17 protein-coding genes and 1 pseudogene are annotated in these 16509 nt (G+C 67.2%); 11 read left to right on the top strand and 7 right to left on the bottom strand.

The window, feature by feature from the left end:
- Window positions 1-35 precede the first annotated feature (35 nt).
- Window positions 36-1457, bottom strand: coding sequence for an MFS transporter (locus ACTXG9_RS10030; protein ID WP_456115749.1), 1422 nt, complete (start codon window positions 1455-1457; stop codon window positions 36-38).
- A 29-nt stretch (window positions 1458-1486) separates the two neighbouring features.
- Between ACTXG9_RS10030 and soxR the strand changes: the two genes are divergently transcribed.
- The gene (gene soxR / locus ACTXG9_RS10025) at window positions 1487-1921 is read left to right on the top strand and encodes a redox-sensitive transcriptional activator SoxR (protein ID WP_111098569.1); all 435 of its coding nucleotides are present in this window, start codon (window positions 1487-1489) and stop codon (window positions 1919-1921) included.
- 84 nt (window positions 1922-2005) lie between these two features.
- On the opposite strand, the pseudogene ACTXG9_RS10020 reads toward soxR, so the two are convergent.
- A pseudogene (locus tag ACTXG9_RS10020) lies at window positions 2006-2635 on the bottom strand (short chain dehydrogenase); the annotation flags it as partial.
- Window positions 2636-2706: 71 nt separating this feature from the next.
- Between ACTXG9_RS10020 and ACTXG9_RS10015 the strand changes: the two are divergent.
- Window positions 2707-3582: a LysR family transcriptional regulator gene (locus ACTXG9_RS10015; RefSeq protein WP_021202602.1), complete on the top strand. Its 876-nt coding sequence runs from the start codon at window positions 2707-2709 to the stop codon at window positions 3580-3582.
- A 59-nt stretch (window positions 3583-3641) separates the two neighbouring features.
- Here the strand turns inward: ACTXG9_RS10015 and proC are convergent, their stop codons facing one another.
- Both proC and ACTXG9_RS10005 read right to left on the bottom strand, forming a co-directional pair.
- On the bottom strand, window positions 3642-4463 hold the full coding sequence (proC, locus tag ACTXG9_RS10010) for a pyrroline-5-carboxylate reductase (protein WP_021202601.1): 822 nt from the start codon (window positions 4461-4463) through the stop codon (window positions 3642-3644).
- A gap of 18 nt (window positions 4464-4481) precedes the next feature.
- Window positions 4482-5159 (bottom strand): YggS family pyridoxal phosphate-dependent enzyme, encoded by a 678-nt coding sequence (locus ACTXG9_RS10005; protein WP_111098568.1) that lies wholly within the window; start codon window positions 5157-5159, stop codon window positions 4482-4484.
- A gap of 87 nt (window positions 5160-5246) precedes the next feature.
- Between ACTXG9_RS10005 and ACTXG9_RS10000 the strand changes: the two genes are divergently transcribed.
- The 3 genes from ACTXG9_RS10000 (at window position 5247) to ACTXG9_RS09990 (ending at window position 8691) form a co-directional block, all read left to right on the top strand.
- Entirely contained in the window at window positions 5247-6284 is a 1038-nt protein-coding gene (locus ACTXG9_RS10000) for a type IV pilus twitching motility protein PilT (RefSeq protein ID WP_006422551.1), read from the top strand.
- Between the two features lie 99 nt (window positions 6285-6383).
- Entirely contained in the window at window positions 6384-7526 is a 1143-nt protein-coding gene (locus ACTXG9_RS09995) for a PilT/PilU family type 4a pilus ATPase (RefSeq protein ID WP_019659468.1), read from the top strand.
- 181 nt (window positions 7527-7707) lie between these two features.
- The gene (locus ACTXG9_RS09990) at window positions 7708-8691 is read left to right on the top strand and encodes an aldo/keto reductase (protein WP_019659467.1); all 984 of its coding nucleotides are present in this window, start codon (window positions 7708-7710) and stop codon (window positions 8689-8691) included.
- A 62-nt stretch (window positions 8692-8753) separates the two neighbouring features.
- Here ACTXG9_RS09990 and ACTXG9_RS09985 read toward each other — a convergent pair whose 3' ends face one another.
- Window positions 8754-9650 (bottom strand): LysR family transcriptional regulator, encoded by an 897-nt coding sequence (locus ACTXG9_RS09985; protein WP_188250357.1) that lies wholly within the window; start codon window positions 9648-9650, stop codon window positions 8754-8756.
- Window positions 9651-10134: 484 nt separating this feature from the next.
- Between ACTXG9_RS09985 and ACTXG9_RS09980 the strand changes: the two genes are divergently transcribed.
- Both ACTXG9_RS09980 and ACTXG9_RS09975 read left to right on the top strand, forming a co-directional pair.
- The gene (locus ACTXG9_RS09980) at window positions 10135-10347 is read left to right on the top strand and encodes a DUF4287 domain-containing protein (RefSeq protein ID WP_111098566.1); all 213 of its coding nucleotides are present in this window, start codon (window positions 10135-10137) and stop codon (window positions 10345-10347) included.
- Between the two features lie 110 nt (window positions 10348-10457).
- A complete protein-coding gene (locus tag ACTXG9_RS09975) occupies window positions 10458-11165 on the top strand; it encodes a YitT family protein (RefSeq protein ID WP_029379885.1) in 708 nt (235 codons plus the stop codon).
- Window positions 11166-11250: 85 nt separating this feature from the next.
- On the opposite strand, the gene ACTXG9_RS09970 is transcribed toward ACTXG9_RS09975, so the two are convergent.
- Both ACTXG9_RS09970 and ACTXG9_RS09965 read right to left on the bottom strand, forming a co-directional pair.
- Window positions 11251-11796 carry a DNA-3-methyladenine glycosylase I gene (locus tag ACTXG9_RS09970; protein ID WP_312545898.1) on the bottom strand — a complete coding sequence of 182 codons (546 nt, stop codon included), beginning with the start codon at window positions 11794-11796 and terminating at the stop codon, window positions 11251-11253.
- Window positions 11793-13592, bottom strand: a complete 1800-nt coding sequence (locus ACTXG9_RS09965) for a DUF4153 domain-containing protein (RefSeq protein WP_456115748.1) — start codon at window positions 13590-13592, stop codon at window positions 11793-11795. The genes ACTXG9_RS09970 and ACTXG9_RS09965 overlap by 4 nt, the downstream gene beginning before the upstream one ends.
- A 91-nt stretch (window positions 13593-13683) precedes the next feature.
- Between ACTXG9_RS09965 and ACTXG9_RS09960 the strand changes: the two genes are divergently transcribed.
- The 4 genes from ACTXG9_RS09960 (at window position 13684) to ACTXG9_RS09945 (ending at window position 16442) form a co-directional block, all read left to right on the top strand.
- Window positions 13684-14250, top strand: coding sequence for a YqgE/AlgH family protein (locus tag ACTXG9_RS09960; RefSeq protein ID WP_058979385.1), 567 nt, complete (start codon window positions 13684-13686; stop codon window positions 14248-14250).
- A complete protein-coding gene (gene ruvX / locus ACTXG9_RS09955; RefSeq protein WP_005415547.1) occupies window positions 14243-14737 on the top strand; it encodes a Holliday junction resolvase RuvX in 495 nt (164 codons plus the stop codon). The genes ACTXG9_RS09960 and ruvX overlap by 8 nt, the downstream gene beginning before the upstream one ends.
- 16 nt (window positions 14738-14753) lie before the next feature.
- Entirely contained in the window at window positions 14754-15704 is a 951-nt protein-coding gene (locus ACTXG9_RS09950; RefSeq protein ID WP_021202595.1) for an aspartate carbamoyltransferase catalytic subunit, read from the top strand.
- Between the two features lie 246 nt (window positions 15705-15950).
- Window positions 15951-16442 (top strand): REP-associated tyrosine transposase, encoded by a 492-nt coding sequence (locus ACTXG9_RS09945; RefSeq protein ID WP_197574796.1) that lies wholly within the window; start codon window positions 15951-15953, stop codon window positions 16440-16442.
- The last annotated feature ends 67 nt before the right edge of the window (window positions 16443-16509 follow it).

Below are 16509 nucleotides of genomic sequence, written 5' to 3'. Positions count from 1 at the left end.
CGGCCAGCGGACGGCACTACCGAAACCCGACGGCGCTACACCCGCCGCGCGATCACCGCAGCCAGCACCGCCAGGCCGAAGGTGATCGCCAGGCACAGCAGGTAGCCGGTGTGCGGCGCGCTTTCCACGAACAGCGCGAACAACGCACCGGAGACCGCCAGCGCGGTGGTCACCGACAGGGCCTCGCTCAGCTGCAGGGCAGAGGTGTTGGCACCCTGCTCATGCGCTGCTGACAGTGACAGCGTCAGCACCGAGAGGCTGGCGTAGATCATGCCCATGCCGAAACCGGTGACCGTCCAGCCCACCAGGGCCACCAGCAATGGCACTGCATTGAACAACACCGCAAGCGTTGCGGCGATGCCGACCGTCATCATCGCCGTGCCGACGCGCAGCAGCTGCTGGCGTGACCAACCGCGCTGCTGGTGACCCTGCAGCCAGGAGCCGGCGAACCAACCGAGTGCGCCGAGGCTGAGCACCGCGCCGGCCCAGCTGGGCGGGAGCCCGCGTTCGCGCTGCAGCAGCAGCGGCAGGTAGGCTTCGCTGGCGAAGAATGCGGCAGCGGCGATGCCGCGCAGTGCGATCACGCTGGGCAGGCCCCTGCGCAGGATCAGCGTTCCGGCCGGCAGCAGGCGATGCAAGCATAGCAGCAGCGCCAGCATCGCCACGCCGATGCAGAGCAGGGCGGTCGGACCATGCTGCTGGCCGCCGAAGTACAGCAGCAGCGCCGCCAGCGATGCACCACTGGCCCAACGCACGAGGTTGCCGCGCCCCTCGTCGTCGTTGCTGTCGGCGGAGGGCTGCATGCGCGCCAGCGCAGGCCGCAGCAACAGGGCAGCAGGGACTGCCAGCAGCGGCACCGCCAGGAACACCCAGCGCCAGCCGAGATGCTGGACGATCAGGCCGCTCAGCGCCGGGCCGACCATCGAGGGCACCACCCAGCCCGCCGAGAATGCCGCGAACACCTTCGGCCGCAGGTGCTCGGGGTAGCTGCGGCCGACCATCACGTACAGCGAGACCGAAATCGCGCCCGCGCCCAGGCCCTGCATCAGGCGCCCGGCCACCAGCATGCCCATGCGCACGGCGAAGCCGGCCAGCAGCAGGCCCAGCACGAAGCAGGCCAGGCCGTACCACAGCGGCCGTGCCGGGCCCTGGCGGTCGGCCCAGCGTCCGGCCAGGGTCATGCCGATCACGCTGGTGGCCAGGGTGCCGCCAAAGGCCAGCGCGTACAGGCGCAGTCCATCGAGTGCTTCGGCCACGGTGGGCATCGCGGCCGCGACGGCCAGTGCTTCGAAGGCGTGCAGCGCGACCAGTGCGACCATGCCGATGGTCGTGGCGCGGTAGCGCGCGGACAGGATCGAGCTGTCAGCCGGCAGGTGGGTGTCGGCGGGAGAGAGGGTCGGGGTCATACGGGTCAGGTGCGGGCCGCGCTTGTCAACGGGCGGCGAAGATAGCAGCATGCCACCTCAACTATAGTTGAGGTCAAGCAATGGCATCCCAGGAACTCAGCGTTGGCGAGGTCTCCCAGCGCAGTGGCGTGGCCGTTTCCGCACTGCATTTCTACGAGCGCAAGGGGCTGATCAGCAGCCTGCGCACCTCGGGCAACCAACGCCGTTACAGCCGCGACGTGCTGCGCCGATTGGCGGTGATCCGCGTGGCGCAGCGGGTGGGCATGCCGCTGGAAGCAGTCGGCCGTGCCTTCGAAAGCCTGCCTGACGGCCGCGCACCAACCAAGGCGGATTGGGCCAGGTTGTCCGCGCGCTGGCGCACCGAGCTGGAAGTGCGAATCCACATGCTGCAGCTGCTGCGCGATGAACTGACCGGCTGCATCGGCTGTGGCTGCCTGTCACTGCAGCATTGCCGCCTGGCCAACCCCGGCGACGTCCTCGGCGAACGCGGCGACGGCCCGATGCGCTGGGAGTGAGCGACAAAAAGGGAACGCGCTCCCGGTAGCGCCGGGCCATGCCCGGCGGACGAAAACGACTTAATCCCCTCCGTCCCCTTTTTCTTACCAGACCGTGATCGTCTCGCCGCTCTGGATGCCTTCCACTGCACGCTGGAAGGCCAGTGCGGCGCGTTGTGCGCTTACCGCTTCGAAGCCCGGGAAGTAGGGGCCGTAGGCCGCCATCGATTCGATCAGCACGTTCGGGCTGACCACGTTGATGCGCAGGCCGCGCGGCAGCAGCTCCAGTGCGGCGGCGCGCACGAAGCCTTCCAGTGCGGCATTCACTGCGGTGGCGTTGACGCCGTCGCGGATCGGCTGCGCGCTGATGATGCCGCTGGTCAGGGTGATCGAGCCACCGGCATTGAGGTGGTGCTGCGCGGCCAGTGCCAGCCGCACCTGTCCCAGCAGCTTGTCCTGCAGGCCGATAGTGAACTGCTCGGGCGTCATCTCCTGCAGCGGTCCGAAATGCACCGAGCCGGCGGTGGAGATCACCGCATCGACTGCGCCGGTACGCGAGAACAGTTCGGCGACGCTGGCGTCATCGGTCAGGTCCACGCGCAGTTCGCCGCTGCTGCGGCCGGCGGCGAGAATCTGATGCTGTTGGCCGAGCTGACGGGCGACTGCCTGGCCGAGGGTGCCGCTGGCACCGACGAGGAGGATCTTCATGGCGGTTCCTTGCGTGAGGGTGTGAGCGCAGTCTGCGCCGTCATATTGGGGTTAGGTAAGCGGCGTATGATTCGCAGATTCCTAACTCTGGATTAGCAATGGATACCCTTCGCTGCATGCAGGCCTTCGTCGCCGTGGCCGAGCGCGGCAGCTTTGCCGGGGCCGCCGAACAGCTGCAGGTGTCGGCGGTGATGGTCGGCAAGTACATCCAGCAGCTGGAGGCGCATCTGGGCACCGCGCTGCTGCAACGGAACACCCGCCGCCAGCGCCTGACCGAAGCCGGCAGCGCCTATCTGGCCGGATGCCGGCAGGTGCTGGAGCAGGTGCAGCAGGCCGAGGCCGATGTGGCCGGTCTGCAGGTACAGCCACGTGGCCTGCTGCGGGTCAGTGCGCCGACCACCTGGGGCAGCTGCGTGCTGGCGCCACAACTGGCCGGCCTGCTGCGCGCGCAGCCGCAGTTGAACATCGAACTGGACCTGAGCAACCGCCGTGTGGATCTGATCGAGGACGGCTTCGACGTGGCGATCCGGGTCGGGCCGTTGCCATCGCAGGAGGTGGTGGCGCGGCCGCTGCCGCCGTATGCGATGAGCCTGTGCGCGGCGCCGTCTTACCTGCGCCGGCGCGGCACGCCGCGTACGCCCGCCGATCTGGCAGGGCATGACTGCCTGAGCCATCTGGCCTGGCGCGGTGGCCACGGCTGGCAGTTGGCCAATGGCGAACAGGTGGATTGGGAGGCGCGTCTGACCTGCAATGATGGGTTTGCGTTGCGCGAAGCGGCGGTCGCCGGCGCGGGGCTGGTGCTGCAGCCGACCGCATTGCTGGCCGGCGAGATCGCGGCAGGGCGGTTGAAGCCGCTGCTGCGCGACTATCTGCCTGAACCACGGCCGATGCACCTGATCTACCTGCCCGACCGCAGGCCGCGCCCGCGGTTGCAGTGCTTCGTCGATTTCGTCATGACCACGTTGGGGCAATGAGCATCCACGCCAGACGTGGATGACGGTGGGTGCCGACAGTTGGTCGGCACGCATCGGGATCAATCATTCGCCGCAGACAGTTCCTGCCCACGCACCTGCGCGGCGCGCAGTGCGGTGTCCACCAGCGCCTCGAAGCCACCGGCCTGGAAGCTCTCGATCGCGGCCTGGGTGGTTCCGTTCGGCGAGGTCACGCGGCGGCGAAGCTCGGCCGGGCTCTCACCGGCTTCATCAAGCATGCGCGAGGCACCCAGCAGGGTCTGCACCACCAGCGTGCGCGCGGCGTCGGCTGGCAGGCCCTGGGCAATACCCGCCGCTTCCATCGCTTCGGCCAGCAGGAACACATAGGCCGGGCCACTGCCGGATACGGCAGTCACTGAATCCATCAGCGCCTCGCTGTCGATCCAGACGGTGCGGCCTGCGCTGGCCAGCACCTTCTCGGCCTGTGCGTGCTGCTGCGTGTCCACCGACGGTGTGGCGAACAGGCCGGTCACACCTGCGCCGAGCAGGGCAGGGGTGTTCGGCATCGCGCGCACCACTGCCTGGTCGCCTCCCAGCCAGCGCTGCAGCTGCGCACTGGTGATGCCGGCGGCAATCGACACCACCAACGGCTGGTTTGCCTGGGCCAGCGTCTGCAGCGACTGGCAGACCTCACGCAGCACCTGCGGCTTCACCGCCAGCAGCCAGGTGCTGCCCTGCGCAGCGGCATCAATCGCGTTGTCATGCACCTGCACACCGAAGTCGGCGGCCAGCGCCTGGCGCAGTGCGGCCACCGGTTCGGCGACGTGGATGTGCGCGGCGGGTGTGCCCTGACGGATCAGGCCGGCGATCAGGCTGCGCGCCATGTTGCCGCCGCCGATGAAAGTGATGGAATCAGCTGCCATGGAAAGCTCCTTGGAAAGTCAGGCTGGGCGCGGGCGCGCGCCGAACAGGGCGGTACCGATGCGAACCAGGGTGGCGCCCTCGGCGATGGCTTCGGCGTAGTCGCTGCTCATGCCCATCGACAGCGTGTCGATCTGCACGTGCTGGGCAGCCAGCGACTCGAAAAGTGTGCGCATGCGCACGAATGCATCCCGACGGCGCTCGGCCTCGGGCCACGGCGCGGGAATCGCCATCAGTCCGCGCAGGCGCAGGGTGGGTTCGGCGGCAATTGCGGCGGCGAGTGCGTCCACTTCCTCCGGTGCACAGCCGTGCTTGCTGGATTCATCGTCGATGTTGACCTGGATCAGCACATTCAGCGGGCCGCATGCGGCCGGGCGATGGCGCGCCAGCGCCGTTACCAGCTTGGGCCGGTCCACGCTCTGCACCCAGTCGAAGTGGGTGGCCACGGCATCGGCCTTGTTCGACTGCAGGTGGCCGATCAGGTGCCACTCCAGCGCCAGGTGCTGCAGCGCCTGCATCTTGGCCAGCGCTTCCTGCACATAGTTTTCGCCGAAGGCCTGCTGGCCCTGTGCGGCCAGCGCAGCCACGGCCTCGGCCGGTTGGGTCTTGGACACGGCCAGCAGGCGCGGATCGGGCCGGCCGGCCGCCTCGGCGGCGGCATGCAGGTTGCTCAGGATCTGGGGCAGGGGAGTGGCCACGTAACGCGTTCCATTGAATCAGGAGGCTATACTGCCGCCCGGGGAAAGATCCTTCCAGTCGAAGCCGTTATTGGGGAGTAGCCGCTCATGGATATCGCCGAACTGCTGGCGTTTTCCGTAAAGAACAAAGCGTCCGACCTGCACCTGTCTGCAGGCCTGCCGCCGATGATCCGCGTGGACGGCGATGTTCGCCGGATCAACATCCCGGCCCTGGACCACAAGCAGGTCCACGCGCTGGTGTACGACATCATGTCCGACAAGCAGCGCCGCGATTACGAGGAATTCCTCGAAGTGGACTTCTCCTTCGAGATCCCGTCGCTGGCGCGCTTCCGTGTGAACGCGTTCAACCAGAACCGCGGTGCCGGTGCGGTGTTCCGTACCATTCCGTCCGAGGTGCTCACCCTCGAGGACCTGGCCTGCCCGCCGCTGTTCCGTGAAGTGATCCAGCAGCCGCAGGGCCTGATCCTGGTGACCGGCCCGACCGGCTCGGGCAAGTCGACCACGCTGGCGGCGATGATCGACTACATCAACAAGAACGAATACGGCCACATCCTCACCGTCGAGGATCCGATCGAATTCGTGCACACCTCGCAGAAGTGCCTGATCAACCAGCGCGAAGTGCACCGCGACACGCATGGCTTCAATGAAGCGTTGCGCTCGGCACTGCGCGAGGACCCGGACATCATCCTGGTCGGCGAACTCCGCGACCTGGAAACCATCCGCCTGGCACTGACCGCTGCGGAGACCGGCCACCTGGTGTTCGGCACCCTGCACACCAGCTCGGCGGCCAAGACCATCGACCGCATCATCGACGTGTTCCCGGCCGGCGAAAAGCCGATGGTGCGCTCGATGCTGTCCGAGTCGCTGCGTGCGGTGATCTCGCAGGCGCTGCTGAAGAAGGTCGGCGGTGGCCGCACCGCAGCGTGGGAAATCATGGTCGGCACGCCGGCCATCCGCAACCTGATCCGCGAGGACAAGGTGGCGCAGATGTACTCGGCCATCCAGACCGGCCAGCAGTACGGCATGATGACCCTGGACCAGCACCTGCAGGACCTGGTCAAGCGCAGCCTGATCACCCGCAACCAGGCCCGCGACTACGCCAAGGACAAGCGCCTGTTCGAGTAAGGCAGGGCAGCCACGGGCGGCGCGTGCAATGGCGCCGCCGCTCCGTGTTGTTTCCTCCACCGACCGTTACCTGGTAAACCGCTTTTCCGGGAGCCTGCCGTGAACACCACCGCGACCACCATCGATTTCACTTCGTTCCTCAAGCTGATGGCGCACCAGCGCGCCTCGGACCTGTTCATCACTGCGGGCATGCCGCCGGCGATGAAGGTCAACGGCAAGATCTCGCCGATCACGCAGACTCCGCTCACGCCGCAGCAGAGCCGCGACCTGGTGCTCAACGTGATGACCCCTGCGCAGCGCGAGGAGTTCGAGAAGACGCATGAATGCAACTTCGCCATCGGCCTGTCCGGTGTCGGCCGCTTCCGCGTCAGCTGCTTCTACCAGCGCAACCAGGTGGGCATGGTGCTGCGTCGCATCGAGACGCGCATTCCGACCGTGGAAGAGCTGAGCCTGCCGCCGATCATCAAGACGCTGGCGATGACCAAGCGCGGCATCATCCTGTTCGTTGGTGCCACCGGTACCGGCAAATCGACATCGCTGGCGGCGATGATCGGCTACCGCAACCAGAACTCGACCGGCCACATCATCACCATCGAAGATCCGATCGAGTTCGTGCACAAGCACGAGGGCTGCATCATCACCCAGCGCGAGGTCGGCATCGATACCGACAGCTGGGAAGCGGCCCTGAAGAACACCCTGCGCCAGGCGCCGGACGTGATCATGATCGGCGAGGTGCGTACCCGCGAAGGCATGGACCACGCCATCGCGTTCGCCGAAACCGGCCACCTGGTGCTAGCCACACTGCATGCCAACAATGCCAACCAGGCGATGGATCGCATCATCAACTTCTTCCCGGAAGACCGCCGCAACCAGCTGCTGATGGACCTGTCGCTGAACCTCAAGGGCGTGGTCGCGCAGCAGCTGGTGCCGTCGCCCGACGGCCGCTCGCGCAAGGTGGCGATGGAGATCCTGCTGGGCACGCCGCTGGTGCAGGACTACATCCGCGACGGCGAGATCCACAAGCTGAAGGAAGTGATGAAGGACTCGGTCCAGCTGGGCATGAAGACCTTCGACCAGAGCCTGTTCGAGCTGTACCAGGCCGGCGAGATCAGCTACGAGGACGCACTGCGCTACGCCGACTCGCAGAACGAAGTGCGCCTGCGCATCAAGCTCAGCCAGGGCGGCGACGCGCGCACGCTGTCGCAGGGCCTGGATGGGGTGGAGATCTCCGAGATCCGGTGACCTGGCGATGTGTGGAGTCGACTGTCAGGAAGCGCAGTCGACTAACAGTCGACTCTACCCGTCGACTCTACTGGGCGCGCAGGCGATTGATGAATTCCAGTCATGACCGACTGTCGTCCAACCGGCTCAATCCATCGCCGCTGCAGGCGTATCGTCAGCACTCCCCCTCTGGAGTACGACGATGCAGACACGTGAACTCGGCCGCAGCGGCCTGAAGGTTTCCGCCCTGGGCCTGGGTTGCATGGGCCTGACCCATGCCTACGGCCAGCCGGTCGAACCGAGCCAGGGCATCGCCCTGCTGCACGCTGCCGTCGAGCGCGGCGTGACCTTCTTCGATACCGCCGAAGTGTACGGCCCGTACACCAACGAAGACCTGCTCGGCCAGGCCCTGGCACCCTACCGCGACAGGCTGGTGATCGCCACGAAGTTTGGTTTCAGGGACGCGCGCACCGATGCCGGCCTGGACAGCCGCCCGGAGAACATCCGTGCCGTGGCCGAAGCCAGCCTCAAGCGCCTGCGTACCGACCATATCGACCTGTTCTACCAGCACCGCGTCGACCCGAACGTGCCGATCGAGGACGTGGCCGGTACCGTGCGCGACCTGATCGCCGAGGGCAAGGTCGGCCACTTCGGCCTGTCCGAGGCCAGTGCTGCCACCGTGCGTCGCGCGCATGCGGTGCAGCCGGTGGCTGCGGTGCAGAGCGAGTACTCGCTGTGGTGGCGCGAACCGGAGCGTGAACTGCTGCCGACGCTGCAGGAGCTGGGCATCGGCTTCGTGCCGTTCAGCCCGCTGGGCCGCGGCTTCCTGACCGGTGCGATCAACGCCGACACCACCTTCGACGCCAACGATTTCCGCAACAGCGTGCCGCGTTTCGAAGTGGAAGCGCGTCGCGCCAACCAGGCGCTGGTGGATCGCATCAGCACGATCGCGGCGGCGCGGGGTGCGACCCCGGCGCAGGTGGCGCTGGCCTGGCTGCTGGCACAGGCGCCGTGGATCGTGCCGATCCCAGGCACCACCAAGGTCCATCGTCTGGAGGAAAACCTGGGCGCGGCCGACCTGCAGCTGGCACCGGAGGAGCTGCAACGCATCGCACAGGCGCTGGACGAAGTGTCGATCGTCGGCGAGCGCTACAACGCGCAGCGCGCCGCTCAGGCCAAGGGCTGATCAACAGCTGGGTGCGGACCGTTGGTGGTGGGGGCGGACCGTTGGTCCGCACTCCTTGATCCTCACCCGATCGGCCCACGCAGCGCATCAAGCACCGTCCGCATCGCCACGGTCACGTGGCGGCGCGAGGGGTAGTACGCGTAATAGCCATCGAAGTGCGGGCACCAGTCGTCCAGCACCGAAAGCAGGCGGCCGTCGTCCAGCATCGGCTGTACCTGGTCCTCCGGCAGCCAGGCCAACCCGCTGCCTGCCAGTGCGGCGGCGCGGGTCATGCCCATGCTGTTGAAGATCCACTGGCCGCTCACACGCACGCTCAGTTCATTGCCGTCCTGGCCGAAATCCCACGGCATCAGCCCGCCATGCGTGGGCAGGCGCAGGGTGACGCAGTTGTGCCCGGCCAGGTCGTCCGGGTGCCGCGGCACCAGGTGCTGGCGGAAGTAGCTGGGCGCCCCGACCACGCGCATGCGCAGCGGCGGGCTGATCGGTACGGCGATCATGTCGCGCGCCAGCCGCTCGCCCAGGCGGATGCCGATGTCGTAGCGCTCGGCCACGATGTCGGCCAACCCGTAGTCGGCCGCCAGTTCCACCTTCAAGTCCGGATACTGCTGCAGCAGCGGCGCCAGCCTGGGCCAGGCGATGTACTCGGCGGCGTGGCCGGTGGCATTGATGCGGATGGTGCCGGCCGGGCGTTCACGGTACTCGGCCAGCGCGGCCAGCCCGTCCTCGATCTCGGCCAGGCGCGGGGCCAGGGTATCGAGCAGGCGGGCACCGGCTTCGGTGGTCGAGACGCTGCGGGTGGTGCGGGTCAGCAGGCGCACGCCCAGGCGCTGCTCCAGTCCGCGCATGGCATGGCTGAGCGCGGACTGGGACACGCCCAGCTGGGCGGCAGCCTTGGTGAAGCTGCCCTCGCGGGCAACGTGGACGAAGGCCTGCAGGTCGTTGAGGTTTTCGCGGGGCATGAGAGGATGATACGGCCGCGCTGCGCCCGGCAGCTGCCGAATCAACGTCAACGGCAACGTCAAAAGCTGGCTTCCCGTGGGAGGCGGGGTGGCTCAGGTTGCAGGGGACGGCGCAAGTCCCCCTCCGGGGCCCGGCCCAGCCGCTGGCGGCTGTGCGTTCGGGCGCTTGCGAAGCAGTGCTTCGCAAGCAAAGCGCCCTCACCCATGTAGCCTCGGTCGCGCTTGCTCGTGTGCGCTGTCCTGCGCACACGGCAAGACCGGGGTTGGGCGTCCTGCCCAACCCGTCCGAGGCATGCCTCGGGACCATGGCGCTCACGCCCCCGCAACCTGAGCCACCCCGCCTTCGACAATTTCCCGCGAGCTGTTGGAACGGCATTCTGCTTTGGTGGGTGCCGACCGTTGGTCGGCACTGGGTCGGACGTGTGGGTATGTCGATTTCTGCGTCTGTGGTTCGTCGAATGAATGACTTCAACGGGAGCTGCACATGAGCACTGACACCAAGCCCAAGGGCCCGGCCTCGTACTTCCCCTCCATCGAGAAGACCTATGGGCAGCCGGTCGCCCAGTGGCTCGGGCTGCTGGCAGGGAAGAAGGGCCTGAAACACATGGAACTGGTCAGCTTCCTGAAAAGTGAGCATGGGCTGGGCCATGGCCATGCCAACGCGCTGGTGGCGCACCATCTGGCCGGCAAGGGCTGAGCAGCGGCGGGCCCGGGGCAGGGCGGGGCGCATTCAGCTGAACGATTTCATCTGCAACTGTCATGCAGATCGTGTCTAATACCGCTCCCCACCTGCTGTTCCCCACCCGTATGTCCCTTCCCTCCCATGGCCCCGCGCCGTGCGACGACGCTGACGGCCACCTGGTCACCGCCGGTCCGCTGACCCCGCCGCCCGACAGCGCCGGTACCACCGCCGACGAAAAAGCGCTGCGTCACTCGATCGCCGAGGACGTGCAGGGCATGGTGCTGGCCACGATGGTGGCCTCGCTGGGCCTGGCCATCTTCGCCAAGAGTGGACTGATGATCGGCGGCATGGCCGGCATGGCGTTCCTGCTGCATTACGCGCTGGACTGGAACTTCGGCGTGGTGTTCGTGCTGGTCAATCTGCCGTTCTACTGGGTGGCGGTGCGGCGCATGGGCTGGGAATTCACCCTGAAGACCTTCGCCGCGGTCACCGCCTGTGGCGTGCTGACCGACCTGCTGCCGCGCTGGATCGACTTCTCGCACATCCACCCGCTGTATTCGGCGATCGTCGGTGGCGCATTGTCCGGCCTGGGCATCCTGTTCTTCATCCGGCACCGTGCCAGCCTCGGCGGTATCGGCATCCTGGCGGTGTACCTGCAGCGCACCCGTGGCTGGAGCGCGGGCAAGGTGCAGATGTCCTACGACGCCTGCCTGATGGTGGCCGCGTTCTTCGTGCTGTCGCCGTCGAAGGTGCTGTATTCGGCCATCGGCGCGGTGGTGCTCAGCCTGGTGCTGATGTTCAACCACCGCCCTGGCCGCTACATGGGTGTGTGATCGCGCTCTCCGCGTTCGCCGGGCATGGCCCGGCGCTACTACGTGGCGGTTCCGGTAGCGCCGGGCCATGCCCGGCGGCCGTCCTTCAACGTACGGCGGCCTGCAGCCACGGCGGTGACAGCATCAGCAGCCGCGCATGCACCGGGCAATCCTCGGCGTGCGCACCGGGCAGGTAGCCCAGGCTCATCAGGAATTCGCCGGTGATCTCGCCGCCGGTGAAGCGGAACGTCTTCTTGAACAGCTTCACCCAGTCGGCCTTGTTGCGTGGGTGGTGCGCATCCAGCCACGCCGCGAAGCTGCCATGGCTGGCCCGCAGCTGCTGGATCACCTGCGCGTTGTGGATCGCCGCCAGCACCTTCAGGCGGTTGCGGATGATGCCCGGGTCCGACAGCAGGCGCGCGATGTCCTGCTCGGCGTAGGCCGCCACGCGGTCCACATCGAAGCCGTCATAGGCTGCGCGGAAGCCCTCGCGCTTCTTCAGGATCGTTTCCCAGCTCAAACCGGCCTGGTTGATTTCCAGTACCAATCGCTCGAACAGTTCACGCTCGTCCCGCTGCGGGAAGCCGTACTCGTTGGCGTGGTAGTAGTCGTGCACCGGATGGCCGGGGGCAATCAGGCAGTAACCGCTCATGGGGAAGGCTCGTTGGATTCGGATTCGGATTCGGGTTCGGGATCGATGGCCACTGCAGGGTGCCCGCCGATGGACAGCATCGGCCAGCGCGGTGGCACGAGCGTGAGTTTGCCGTTACGCAGGGCCTGGTTGATCGCCTCGGCCGGCCCGCTGACGGTGCCGAACAGCGCACCGGCCCGGCGCCACTGGGAATCGCTGCCACGTGCGTACAGCACGCAGTCCGGTCCACGGTGGGTGTACAGCTCGCACAGCAGCACTTCGCCGGTACCATCACCGTCCAGGTCGCGATGCACGATCAGGCAGTCGCGCTCGCTCTGTGCGCAGGATTCGCCATTGATCGATCGGGTGGCCAGAGCTTTCCACCAGTCGTCCGGTGGCGAACTGGATCCGGCGGCCAGCTTCAGTGCGCGCCGCAGGGCGGCGACGTCCTGCGGCCCCTTGTCGAGGCGGTGGCCGTCGTCCCAGCGGGAGGTACGCGCCAGTGCTGCCGCGACCACCTGTGGCGCGTTGGCATCGGCGATGATGGCCGGATCACGCTGCAACTCGCGCAGCGCCTGCACGCCACGGCGGCCAAGATCGAAGCGCAGCACGTTGACGTCACTGCTGGTGATCGCCGGCGGGTCCGCGCGCAGGCGCTCCAGCTGGCTGGACAGGGTCAGCCGCACCGGGTCCAGCAGGGGCGAGTTGCCCAGCAGGGCCAGTGCGAGCACCACCCAGCACATCCAGCGGTTGACCGGTTCCAGCGCCTGCAGCCAGCGGCCCTGGCGACGCAGTACCGCCAGCGCATAGCCCAGGGCATAGCCGGCCACGGCCAGCGCGATCAGCAGTGCCCAGAACCGGTCCACTGTCCACCCGTACTGCACCACGCGCAGGCCCAGCGCATACAGCGCCAGCGCGGCGTAGACCGGCAGCGCCAGCAGGCTGGCCTCGACCAGACGGCGCAGCACGAGAGGGTACGGCGCGGAGTCTTCCCCCTGCTGGTAGACCGCATTGGTGAACGTCACCAGCAGCAGTGACACCACCACCAGCAGGCTGGCGGCCGAACGGGTCTTCCACAGTGGTTCCAGCCCGGCAAGCGGCAGGCTCAGCACGAACAACACGGCGATGAACGAGAGCAGTGGCAGCAGCCCGCGGCAGATCGCGAACAGCACCTGGCGGGTGATCTGGATCGCCCGATGCTGGGTGCGCCCGATCAGCACGCCAAACCCGGCCAGGCTGCCGGTGGCCAGTGCGATGAAAGCATCTTGGCGGAACAGATCGCGGAAGAAGGTGACCTCCAGCAGCTGGAACAGCGCCGCCCACAGCCACAGCAGCAGCCAGGTCAGCCCGGTGAACAGCGCCGCCAGGGCCAGGGTCAAGCCGTTCTGCCAGGCGCGCTCGAACAGCTCGGGGTAGCTGGCGCGCCACTGACCGTGCTGCAGCTGGAACTGCCACCAGGGCAGGGCCACGAACACCGCCACGCCCATGCCCAGGGTCAACGGAAACTGCAGCGCGCCCGATTCCAGTGCGGCCTCGCCATTGAGGTTCCAGCCGATCCAGGCGGCCAGTGCCAGCACCACCACCGAGCCGAGCGCCGCCTGCAGCCACAGGCGGCGTTGGCCCAGCTCGACCAGGCTCAGCGCCACCGCGCTGGGAATGGCCAGCACCCAGGCGTACCAGCAGTAGCGCCAGCCGATATCGCGGAACGGCCACGCATCGGACAATTCCTGCGCGGCATACAGCATCAGACCCTGCAGCAGGGCGATCAGGACGATGGCGCTGCGTGCCGGCAGGGTCAGGGGCGATGAAGACTGCATCGATGACCTTCCATGGCAAAGCACCATCCTAGCCCATCGCGGTTCGGCGCCATCGCGCGACCATCCCGCCCCCAGCAGGTAGAATGGACCCATGCCTGTAATGCCGACCTCCCTTGCCGATCACCTGCTCGTCGCGCTGCCGTCGCTGCTCGACGCGACCTTTGCCCGCAGCGTCGCGCTGATCTGCCAGCACGACGAGAACGGGGCGATGGGCGTACTGGTCAACCAGCCTTCCGAATACACGCTGGGTGAAGTGCTTGCGCAGATGGACATCACCACCGGTGATGGCGAGCTGCAGGCGCGCATGGTGCTCAATGGCGGTCCGGTGCATCCCGAACGCGGCTTCGTCATCCACGACGACGCGCGCGCATGGGATTCCAGCCTGACCGTGGGCGACGGCCTGTACCTGACCACCTCGCGCGACATCCTCGAAGCGATGGCGCGTGGCGAAGGCCCGGCCAATGCGGTGGTCACCCTCGGCTGTGCCGGTTGGGGCGCAGGGCAGCTGGAAAGCGAGCTGTCCGAGAACAGCTGGCTGACAGTGCCGGCCGATGCCGAGCTGGTGTTCCAGCTGCCGCTGGAGCAGCGCTGGCAGGGGGCGGCTTCCCGCATCGGCGTGGACCTGTTCCGGCTGACCGACTACAGCGGCCATGTCTGAGCCGGCCGCGCCCGCACCGGTTCCTGCTGCCCCGGCGATCCGCCGTGACGGCACCGTTCTGGGTTTCGATGTTGGCTCGCGACGCATCGGCGTGGCCATCGGCAGTGCTTTCGCCGCCCATGCGCGCGCGGTGGCCGTGGTCGATGTGCACGGCAACGGCCCGGACTGGACCGCGATCGAGCGCCTGCTCAAGGAATGGAAGCCCGACGGCCTGGTGGTCGGCGATCCGCTTACGCTGGACGGCCAGGACCAGCCCAACCGCAAGCGCGCGCAGGGCTTCGCCCGCCAGCTGCGGGAACGTTTCAAGCTGCCCGTGGTGATGATCGACGAGCGTTCCAGCTCGGTCGAGGCCGCACGCCGCTTCGCCGTCGAGCGCGCCGAAGGACGCAAGCGCCGCCGCGATGCGGCCGCCCTCGATGCTGTGGCCGCGGCGGTGATCATCGACCGCTGGCTGTCGTCCCCCGACGACGCCACCCCCATTCCCTGACTGCACGACTCCCGCCATGACTGCCCAGCAAATCGATGCCTCCGGACGCCTGCGCCACCTGCTGACCCTGGAGGGCCTGCCGCGCGAAACACTGCTGCAGTTGCTGGACCGGGCAGGGCAGATCCGTGACGCCGCAGTCGGCCGTGTCGGCAACAAGCGCCACGTGCTGGCCGGTTCTGCGGTATGCACGCTGTTCTTCGAACCGTCCACGCGCACCCGCAGCTCGTTCCAGCTGGCCGCGCAGCGCCTGGGCGCCGATGTGCTGAACTTCGACGCGTCGACCTCGTCCACGCGCAAGGGCGAAACGGCCTGCGACACGTTGCGCAACCTGGAAGCAATGGGCGTGCGCGGCTTCGTGGTGCGTCACCCCGATGACGGCGCCGTGGCCGCGCTGGCCGAGGCGGCGGGCGAGGGCACCGCACTGATCAACGCCGGCGACGGCCGCAGCGCGCACCCGACCCAGGGCCTGCTGGACATGCTGACCCTGCGCCAGGCCAAGGGCCCGGATTTCTCGAAGCTGAAGGTGGTGATCGTCGGCGACGTGAAGCACTCGCGCGTGGCGCGCACCGACCTGCATGCGCTGCGCACGCTGGGGGTGGGCGAGATCCGCGTGTGCGGCCCGCAGTCACTGCTGCCGGACGACGAGACCCTGAAGGGCTGCGTGGTCGGCGATGATTTCGATGCGATGCTGGAAGGCGCCGACGCGCTGATGATGCTGCGCCTGCAGCGCGAGCGCATGGAAGAAGGCCTGGTGCCGTCGCTGGAGCAGTACCACGCCCAGTACGGCCTGACCAACGAACGCCTGGCCCGTGCCGGCAAGGACGCTGCGGTGCTGCATCCGGGCCCGATCAACCGTGGCGTGGAAGTCACCGATGACGTGGCCGACGGCCCGCAGTCGTGGGTGCTGCGCCAGGTCGCCAACGGCGTCGCCGTGCGCATGGCCGTGCTGGAAACCCTGCTGGGCTGACCACTTTGGTGGGTGCCGACCGTTGGTCGGCGCGGTTGATCTGTCCTCATCCGACCCGGTGGGGGCCGACCGTTGGTCGGCACGGCAGATCTGTCCTCATCCGACCCGGTGGGTGCCGACCGTTGGTCGGCACCGAACCATCAGTGCGGTGAAGTGCGGGCCTGGCCATTGAATGGTTCCGGGCCTACCTGTACTGACGTGGTTGCCCGATAGAAGAGGGATACCGGCAGGCGCACGCTTGGGCCCATGAACCGCGCACGCCTACGCCTTGGCCGTCATTCCCGGATCGGGCAATCCTACATCCTGACCACCGTCACCCAGGAACGTCGACGCTACTTTGATGATGCCACTGCGGCACAGGAGGTGATGGATGTGTTCCGTCGCATTGATGATGATGGCCTGACGCACTCACTTGCCTATGTGGTCATGCCGGACCACATCCATTGGCTTGTGGAGATCCGTGCGTTCTCGCTGGACTACATCATGCAACGCTTCAAATCGAGCAGTGCATTGCGGATCAACCGCATGCTGGGTAAGACAGGACCATTTTGGCAATCGAGCTATCACGATCACGCCATGCGTTCTGAAGAATCACTGTTTCGCCATGCGATGTACATCGTCGCCAACCCGGTCAGGGCGAACTTGGCGAGCTGCGTGGGAGAGTATCCGTATGCCTGGTGCCAATGGGAGATCGATGGGAGGTACCAAGCAATGGATTACCCCGAAGCGGAGAGATAGTGCCGACCAACGGTCGGCACCCACCAATACCCAAGCCGACCAACGGTCGGCACCCACCAATACCCAA

Source organism: Stenotrophomonas maltophilia group sp. LNF247, assembly GCF_054083135.1.
Note: the sequence above shows the minus strand (reverse complement) of the source record. Positions and strands in the feature narration are given on the sequence as shown.